Here is an 8,421-nt window from a genome sequence, read left to right on the forward strand (position 1 = left end):
GACGGCTCGAGCTCGACCGCGAGACCGTGGAAGCACGCCGGGGCCGTGCGGAGCTCGCTGACCCCTCGGACACCTGCGGGTCCGTGGGCCCCGGGCTCCTCGGACCCACGTCCACCCGGTCGCCGCTCCGGGACCGCGGGAGCCTCCGGCCCGTTGCTGCGCGACCTCCGGTGGCGCCCGGACCATCGCTACCCTCGCCCAGGCTCGTGGTGTGCGGGTCGTCGTCGGTGACCACCAGGAGGACCACCTTGACCGCCGCCGAGACCCCCGAGACGGACGGACCGGGCACGACGCCCGCCCCGCACACGACTGCCGCGAAGCTGGCGGACCTCGAGGCGCGGGTCGACGAGGCGGTCCACGCCGGGTCGGCCCGGATGGTCGAGCGGCAGCACGCCCGGGGCAAGAAGACGGCGCGTGAGCGGATCGAGGCGCTGCTCGACGAGGACTCCTTCACCGAGCTCGACGCGCTGGCCCGCCACCGGTCCACGCAGTTCGGGCAGGAGCGGCGCCGCCCGCCGGGCGACGGCGTCGTCACCGGCTACGGGACCGTGGACGGCCGGCCCGTCGCGGTCTTCAGCCAGGACGTCACGATCTTCGGCGGCTCCCTCGGCGAGGTCTACGGCGAGAAGATCGTCAAGGTCCTGGACCTCGCGCTCAAGACCGGCTGCCCCGTCGTCGGGCTCGTCGAGGGCGGCGGCGCGCGGATCCAGGAGGGCGTCGTCTCCCTCGGGCTCTACGGCGAGATCTTCCGCCGCAACGCCCACCTGTCCGGCGTCGTCCCACAGGTCTCGGTGATCCTCGGCGCGGCCGCCGGCGGGCACGTGTACTCCCCCGCCCTCACCGACTTCGTCGTCATGGTCGACGGCACCTCGCAGATGTTCATCACGGGACCGGACGTCATCCGCACCGTGACGGGCGAGGACGTGACGATGGAGGACCTCGGGGGCGCCCGCACGCACAACACGCGCAGCGGGAACGCCCACCACCTGGCCGAGGACGAGGACGCGGCGATCGCGTACGTCCAGGACCTGCTGGCGCACCTGCCGAGCAACAACCTGGCCGAGGCGCCCGTGCTCGAGCCCGAGGAGCCCCGCGGCCTCGAGACCACGGACGAGGACCTCGAGCTCGACACGCTGGTGCCCGACGCGGCCTCCGCGCCCTACGACATGCACCGGGTCGTGGAGCACCTGCTCGACGACGGCGACTTCCTCGAGGTCTCGGAGCTCTTCGCGCCCAACGTCATCTGCGGCTTCGGTCGGGTCGAGGGCCGCTCGGTCGGCGTCGTCGCGAACCAGCCGATGCAGCTCGCCGGCTGCCTCGACATCGACGCCAGCGAGAAGGCCGCCCGCTTCGTGCGCACGTGCGACGCCTTCAACGTGCCCGTGCTCACGCTCGTCGACGTCCCGGGCTTCCTGCCCGGCACGGACCAGGAGTGGAACGGGATCATCCGGCGCGGCGCCAAGCTCATCTACGCCTACGCCGAGGCCACCGTGCCGCTCGTCACGGTCATCACCCGCAAGGCCTACGGCGGCGCCTACGACGTCATGGCCTCCAAGCACCTCGGGGCCGACGTCAACCTCGCGTGGCCGACGGCGCAGATCGCCGTGATGGGCGCGCAGGGCGCGGCGAACATCCTGCACCGGGGACGGCTGAAGGAGGCGGCCGCGGCGGGGGACGACGTCGAGGCGCTGCGCGCGGACCTCGTGACCGAGTACGAGGACACGCTCGCCAACCCGTACATCGCGGCCGAGCGCGGCTACGTCGACGCCGTCGTCGCGCCCTCCCGGACGCGCGCGGAGGTCGTCAAGGCGCTGCGGGCGCTGCGGGGCAAGCGCGAGACGCTGCCGGCGAAGAAGCACGGGAACGTCCCGCTGTGACCGGTGCGGAGGGCGGGCCGCCGCAGGGGCCGGACGACGCGCCGCGGCGGCCGCTGCTGCGCGTCGTGCGCGGCGCGCCGGACGACGCCGAGCTCGCCGCGCTCGTGGCCGTCGTCACCGCGCGACCGGCAGCGCCGGCGCCGGCCGGCCCGCCCGCACCGACCTCCCGCTGGGGCGACCCGGGGCACCACCTGGGCGTCGTCGTCCCCGGGCCGGACGTGTGGCGCACGAGCGGCTGGGGCCGGCGGTGAGCGCCCGCCGGGCCGCGGTCGCGGCGACCGCGGCGGCGGCCCTGCTTTTCGCGCCGTCGCTGGCGCTGGCGCCCGCGGCGTCCGCCGTCGAGCCCTTCCGCCTCGACGAGCAGGTCACCGACCAGGTGGGCGCGCTCGACGGGTCGGGCGACGCGGTGCAGCAAGCCGTCGACGACCTCCGCGAGGAGACCGGCGTCCAGCTCTTCGTCGTCTTCGTCGACTCCTTCGACGGGCTCGGTGGCCAGGAGTGGGCGCAGCAGACCGGCGAGGTGTCCCAGCTCGGGGACGGCGACGGGGTCTTCGCGGTGGCCACGCAGGACCGGGTCTACGGCAGCCAGGTGGACGCCGACGTGGACGTCGACGCGGCGAACGCCGCCGCGGAGGAGCAGCTCGCCGACGACGACTGGGCCGGCGCCGTGGAGGCCTTCGCGAGCACGCTGGGCGGGACAGGCGGCGGCCCCGCGGGTACCGGCGACGGGGCGACGACCTCCTCGGCCGCCGACCAGGGCTCCGGCGGGGTCCCCGGCCTCGCGGTCCTCGTCGTCCTGCTGCTCGTGGGGGTCGGCGTGGCCGTCGTCGTGGCCCTCGTCCGCGGACGTCGGGAGGCGCGCGACGACCGACGACGGGCCCGTGCGGCGGCGCCCGAGCCTCCCGAGCCGCTGCCGGACCTGGAGCGCCGCGCGAGCTCCGCGCTCGTCGCCGTCGACGACGCGGTGATGTCGTCGGCCACCGAGGTCGAGTTCGCGCGCGCCGAGTTCGGCGACGAGGCCGTCGTCCCCTTCGAGCAGGCGCTCGCCGGGGCCCGCGCCGACCTCGCGGCGGCCTTCGCGGCCCGGCGCCGCGCCGACGGCGAGGACGAGCAGGGCCGCGAGACCGGCGAGGAGCCGGAGGAGCAGGTGCGCCGCGCCGCCCTCGGCGAGGTGCTGGAGCGGTGCGGGCGCGCCGACGCCGCGCTCGACGAGCAGTCGGACGCCTTCGACGCCCTGCGCGACCTGGGACGCCGGGCCAGCGGCGTCCTGGAGGAGCGGGCCCGCGACCTGGACGTGCTGCGGGCGCGCCTGACCGACGAGCGCGCACGGCTGGCGCGCCTGGAGGAGCGCTACGCGGACTCCGCCCGCGAGTCCGTCGCCGGGGCCCCCGACGAGGCGGAGGCCTCCCTGGACCTGCTGCAGGAGGAGGTCGAGGACGGCCGGACCGCCGTGAGCGCCGGCGACACCGGGCAGGCCGCCCTGGCGGCGCGGGGCGCGGACCAGGCGGCCGAGCGCGCGCGGCGGCTCCTGGACGCCGTCGCCGCCCGGGAGCGCGACCTCGACGAGGCCGAGCGGCACCTCGCGGACGCCCGCGCCGAGACCGAGCAGGACCTCGCCGAGGCGCAGGCGCTCCTGGAGTCCGCCCGGTCGAGCGCCGCCGGCTCGAGCGACGCGGACGCCGAGCGCGCCACCCGCGACCTCGCCCCGCTGCTCGCGCGCGCCCGGACGGCCGTCGAGGAGGCCGAGGCCGCCACCGGGCCCGGCCGGCGCGACCCGCTCACGGCGCTGCGCCGGCTCGAGGAGGCCGACGAGGCGCTGGACACCGCGCTCGCCGAGGTCCGCGAGGCGCGCTCGCGCGCCCAGCGGGCCCGGGCCGGCGTCGACCACGCGCTGCACGCCGCGCGCTCCGAGGTGGCGGCCGCCCGCGACGCCGTCGCCGCCCGCCGCGGCGGCATCGGCCAGGGCGCCCGCCAGCTCCTGCAGCAGGCCGAGGAAGCCCTCGACCGTGCCGAAGGCTGCGTCGACACCGACCCCGTGGAGGCGCTCGCGCAGGCCCGCCGCGCCGACGCCTTCGCCCAGCGCGCCGTCCGACGCGCCGCCGAGGACGTCGACACGCGCGGGCCCTGGGACGGCGGCGGGTACGGGGGCGGCTACCGCGGCGGTCGTCGGGGCCGGTCGATGGAGGCCGCCGTGCTCGGCGGCATCCTCGGCGCCGTGCTCACCGGCGGCGGAGGGCACCGGTCTGGAGGTGGCGGCGGCTTCGGCGGAGGCGGCTTCGGCGGCGGTGGCGGAGGCGGCTTCGGCGGGTCCGGCGGCGGAGGAGGCTTCGGCGGCGGCGGCTTCGGCGGGTCCGGCGGCGGCGGCCGGTTCTGAGGGAGGGCGTGCGACCGTCGCGCCGGACCGGCCCGCGTGGCAGGCTCGCGCGCGACGAGCGCCGCGCCCCCGTGCGGCCCCGACGCTGAGGAGATCGCCATGGCGCAGCAGTCGCTGCTCGGCCGGGTCGGCCAGCTGGTCCGCGCGAACCTGAACTCGCTGCTGGACTCCGCCGAGGACCCCGAGAAGATGCTCGACCAGATGGTCCGCGACTACACCGACAGCATCCGGGAGGCCGAGGACGCCGTCGCGCAGACGATCGGCAACCTGCGGCTGCTCGAGGCCGACGCGGCGGAGGCCCGGCAGACCGCGAACGACTGGGGCGGCAAGGCCCTCGCCGCCAGCCGCCGCGCCGACGACCTGCGCGGGTCGGGCTCCGCCGCCGAGGCGGACCGCTTCGACACCCTGGCCAAGGTGGCCCTGCAGCGGCAGATGGCCGCCGAGTCCGAGCTGCGCGGCTTCGAGCCGCAGATCGCGGCGCAGACGGAGGTCGTCGAGAAGCTCAAGAAGGGCCTGGACGGCATGCGCGGCAAGCTCGACGAGCTGCGCACCAAGCGCGACCAGCTCGTCTCGCGGCAGAAGGTGGCCGACGCGCAGAACACCATGCACGACGCGGTGCGGGGCATCGACCTGATGGACCCGACGAGCGAGGTCTCCCGCTTCGAGGAGAAGGTCCGCCGCGAGGAGGCCCGCGCCGCGGGCCGCGCCGAGCTCGCGGCGTCCTCGGTCGACGCCCAGTTCGAGGAGCTGGAGGCGGACTCCGACGCCCTCGAGGTCGAGGCGCGGCTCGCGGCGCTGAAGTCCGGCGGCGCCTGACCGCACGGGCGAGGCGCGTCCCCCGTGCCGGAGGTCGCCGTCGCCCGCCGCCCCTAGGGTGCGGGCGATGCCTGAGCCGACCGCCCCCCGCACCCCGTCCCCCGTCGACGCGCTGGCCGACGCCCACGTCGAGGCCTACGCCGCGCTCGACCCCCTCGCCGCCACCGCGATGGGCCTGCCCGGGCACGACGACGAGGTGACCGACCTCTCCCCCGCCGGGGCGGCCTCCCGGGCCGACCTGGCGCGCCGGACGCTGGCGTCCCTCGACGCCCTCGGGCCGGACGCCGTCACCGACGACGTCGACGCCGTCACCGTCGCCGCGATGCGCGAGCGCCTCGGCCTGGAGCTCGAGAGCGCGCGGGCGGGGCTCGACCACGGCGAGATCACCGTCCTCGCGACGCCGCTGCAGGACGTGCGCGAGGTCTTCGACCTCATGGCGACGACCACCGCTGACGACTGGGCCGTCGTCGCCCGCCGGCTGGGGCGTGTCCCGCAGGCGCTGGCGGGCTACGCCGAGGCGCTGCACGCCGCGTGCGACGGCGACCTGCCGCCCGCGGCCCGCCAGGTCGTCGCCGGGGCGGAGCAGGCCGAGGACTTCGCCGCCGCCGAGGGCTTCTTCGCCGAGCTCGCGGCCGGCGCCCGGCCCGACGGCGCCGAGCCGTCCGCCGCGCTGGCCGCCGACCTGCGACGCGGCGCCCGGGCCGCGGCCGACGCCTACGGCCGTCTCGCCCGCACGCTGCGCGAGGACGTGCTGCCCCGTTCCCGCGAGCAGGACGCCTGCGGCCGCGACGTCTACGCCCTGCGGAGCCGGCAGTTCCTCGGGGCCACGGTCGACCTCGAGGAGACCTACGCCTGGGGGCTCGAGGAGGTCGCCCGCATCGAGGCGGAGATGGCCGACGTCGCCGGACGCGTCCGGCCCGGCGCCGGCGTCGACGAGGCGATCGCCGCCCTCGACGCCGACCCGGCACGTCGGCTGCCGGACGCCGCCGCCTTCACGGCGTGGATGCAGGACCTCTCCGACCGGACGCTGGCGGAGATGGGGCGGGAGCACTTCGACATCCCGGACCCGATCCGCCGGCTGGAGTGCCGCATCGCCCCCAGCGCCTCGGGCGCCATCTACTACACGGGCCCGAGCGAGGACCTCGTCCGACCGGGGCGCATGTGGTTCTCCGTGCCCCCGGGGCAGACCTCCTTCTCCACCTGGCTGGACACGACGACGGTCTTCCACGAGGGGGTGCCCGGCCACCACCTGCAGATCGGGCACGCCATGGTGCGCGGCGACGTCCTCAACCGGTGGCGCCGGACGATGTCGTGGTGCAGCGGGTACGGCGAGGGCTGGGCGCTGTACGCCGAGCGGCTCATGGCCGACCTCGGCCACCTCGACGACCCGGGCGACCGGATGGGGATGCTCGTCGGGTCGGTGCTGCGAGCCTCGCGCGTCGTCGTCGACATCGGGCTGCACTGCGGCCTCGACGCCCCCGCCGAGGTCGGCGGCGGCACCTGGGACGCGGCGAAGGTGTGGGACTACCTCACGGCGCACGCCCGCCAGGACGAGCCGGTGCGGCGCTTCGAGCACCTGCGGTACCTGGGCTGGCCGGGCCAGGCGCCCTCGTACAAGGTCGGCGAGCGGATCTGGCTCGGCCTGCGCGAGGAGGCGCGCGCCCGCGAGGGCGACGCGTTCTCGCTGCGGGACTTCCACGGCCGCGCGCTCGACCTCGGCGCCGTCGGGCTGGACGTGCTGCGGGACGCGCTCGTCCCCTCCCGCTGACGGTCGCCGACCTCGCCCGCGAGTTCCCTACCGCGAAGGTCGGGAAGGGCGGGAATGCCGTCCCGCCGTGGGGGCGTTGCGAGGCGCCGTGACCACGCTCCTCCGACGCGCCGCACGCGTCCCCTTCGGTGTCCAGATCCTGCTCGGCCTCGTGGTCGGCGTCGGGCTCGGTGTCCTCGCCCGGTCGCTCGGCGGCACCGAGGAGGACCCCAACGGCCTCACGACGGTGCTCGACACGGTCGGCAGCACCTTCGTGCAGCTGCTGCGCGTCGTCGTGCCGCCCCTCGTGCTCACGGCGATCATCGTCTCGATCGCGAACCTGCGGGAGGTGACGAACGCCGCGCGCCTGGCGGGCCAGACGCTGCTGTGGTTCGCCATCACCTCGCTCATCGCGGTGAGCATCGGCATCGGCCTCGGGCTGCTGACGAACCCGGGCGCCAACGCCGACATCAGCACGGCCGGCGCCGACGCCGCCGGCACGCAGGGCGGCTGGACCGACTTCCTCGACCAGCTCGTGCCCGCCAATATCCTGGGCCTGTCGGCGAGCACCACGGTCGACGGCGGCACCGCGTCCACCGGCCTGTCGTTCTCCGTCCTGTCGATCGTCGTCCTCGCCATCGTCATCGGCGCCGCAGCGCTGAAGACCGGCGAGAAGGCCGAGGCGTTCCTCGGCTTCGTGCGCTCGGCGCTGGCCGTGACGCAGACCGCGCTGTGGTGGGTCATCCGCCTCACCCCGATCGGCACCGCCGGCCTCCTGGGGAACGCCGTCGCGAGCTACGGCTGGGACCTGCTCGCGCCGCTCGCCGTCTTCACGGTCGACGTCTACGTCGGGTCGTTGGTCGTCATGCTCGTCGTGTACCCGCTGCTCGCGAAGGCGCACGGGCTGTCGGCCCGCAAGTACCTCACCGGCGCCTGGCCGGCCATCACGCTGGCCTTCGTCTCGCGCAGCTCGGTGGGCACCCTGCCCGTCACCCAGCGGGTCGCGGAGCGCAACCTCGGCGTCCCGCGCACGTACGCCTCCTTCGCCGTGCCGCTCGCGGCGACGACGAAGATGGACTCCTGCGCGGCCATCTACCCCGCGCTCGCCGCCATCACCGTGGCCCAGCTGTTCGGCGTCGACCTCGGCGTCACGGACTACCTGCTCATCGCTTTCGTCTCCGTGGTCGGCTCCGCCGCGACGGCGGGCCTCACCGGGGCGGTCGTCATGCTCACGCTGACGCTCTCGACCCTCGGCCTGCCGCTGGAGGGCGTGGGTCTGCTGCTCGCGATCGACCCGATCCTCGACATGATCCGCACCGCGACCAACGTGGCCGGCCAGGCGCTCGTGCCGGCGATCGTGGCCAAGCGCGAGGGAATCCTCGACGTCGCCGCCTACCACGCCCCCCGCGGCCGCGACCCGCTCGCGCCGCGCGAGGACGAGCGTGACGACGCCGGCGTGCACGGCGGCGAGGTCGACGAGGCCCGCCGCGGCGCGTCCGACCGCACCCGCGTCGGCGCCCCCGCCTGAGCGGGACCACCGAGCGCCCCGCACCGACCCGAGGCCGGTGCGGGGCGCTCGTGCGTCCGGGCGGCCCGGCGCGCCCGCG

General features: G+C 76.4%; 6 protein-coding genes. All 6 read left to right on the plus strand.

Annotated elements, in window-relative coordinates:
• Positions 1-248: 248 nt before the first annotated feature.
• The 6 genes from WDZ17_RS11110 to WDZ17_RS11135 all read left to right on the plus strand — a co-directional run bounded on the left by WDZ17_RS11110 (position 249) and on the right by WDZ17_RS11135 (position 8,342).
• Positions 249-1,877, plus strand: a complete 1,629-nt coding sequence (locus tag WDZ17_RS11110; RefSeq protein ID WP_339575224.1) for an acyl-CoA carboxylase subunit beta — start codon at positions 249-251, stop codon at positions 1,875-1,877.
• The gene (locus tag WDZ17_RS11115; RefSeq protein WP_339575225.1) at positions 1,874-2,128 is read left to right on the plus strand and encodes an acyl-CoA carboxylase subunit epsilon; all 255 of its coding nucleotides are present in this window, start codon (positions 1,874-1,876) and stop codon (positions 2,126-2,128) included. The genes WDZ17_RS11110 and WDZ17_RS11115 overlap by 4 nt, the downstream gene beginning before the upstream one ends.
• Positions 2,125-4,251, plus strand: coding sequence for a TPM domain-containing protein (locus tag WDZ17_RS11120; RefSeq protein ID WP_339575226.1), 2,127 nt, complete (start codon positions 2,125-2,127; stop codon positions 4,249-4,251). Before WDZ17_RS11115 ends, WDZ17_RS11120 begins: the two co-directional genes overlap by 4 nt.
• Positions 4,252-4,350: 99 nt before the next feature.
• Positions 4,351-5,067, plus strand: coding sequence for a PspA/IM30 family protein (locus WDZ17_RS11125; protein WP_339575227.1), 717 nt, complete (start codon positions 4,351-4,353; stop codon positions 5,065-5,067).
• Between the two features lie 67 nt (positions 5,068-5,134).
• On the plus strand, positions 5,135-6,835 hold the full coding sequence (locus WDZ17_RS11130; RefSeq protein ID WP_339575228.1) for a DUF885 domain-containing protein: 1,701 nt from the start codon (positions 5,135-5,137) through the stop codon (positions 6,833-6,835).
• A gap of 88 nt (positions 6,836-6,923) precedes the next feature.
• On the plus strand, positions 6,924-8,342 hold the full coding sequence (locus WDZ17_RS11135) for a dicarboxylate/amino acid:cation symporter (RefSeq protein WP_339575229.1): 1,419 nt from the start codon (positions 6,924-6,926) through the stop codon (positions 8,340-8,342).
• Positions 8,343-8,421: the final 79 nt, after the last annotated feature.

It is taken from the genome of Pseudokineococcus basanitobsidens, assembly GCF_037482545.1.
Lineage (GTDB): Bacteria > Actinomycetota > Actinomycetes > Actinomycetales > Quadrisphaeraceae > Pseudokineococcus > Pseudokineococcus basanitobsidens.

Coding starts and splice junctions, on each gene's coding strand:
- WDZ17_RS11125 (WP_339575227.1), top strand. CDS start 4,351: ATGGCGCAGCAGTCGCTGCTCGGCCGGGTCGGCCAGCTGGTCCGCGCG.
- WDZ17_RS11130 (WP_339575228.1), top strand. CDS start 5,135: ATGCCTGAGCCGACCGCCCCCCGCACCCCGTCCCCCGTCGACGCGCTG.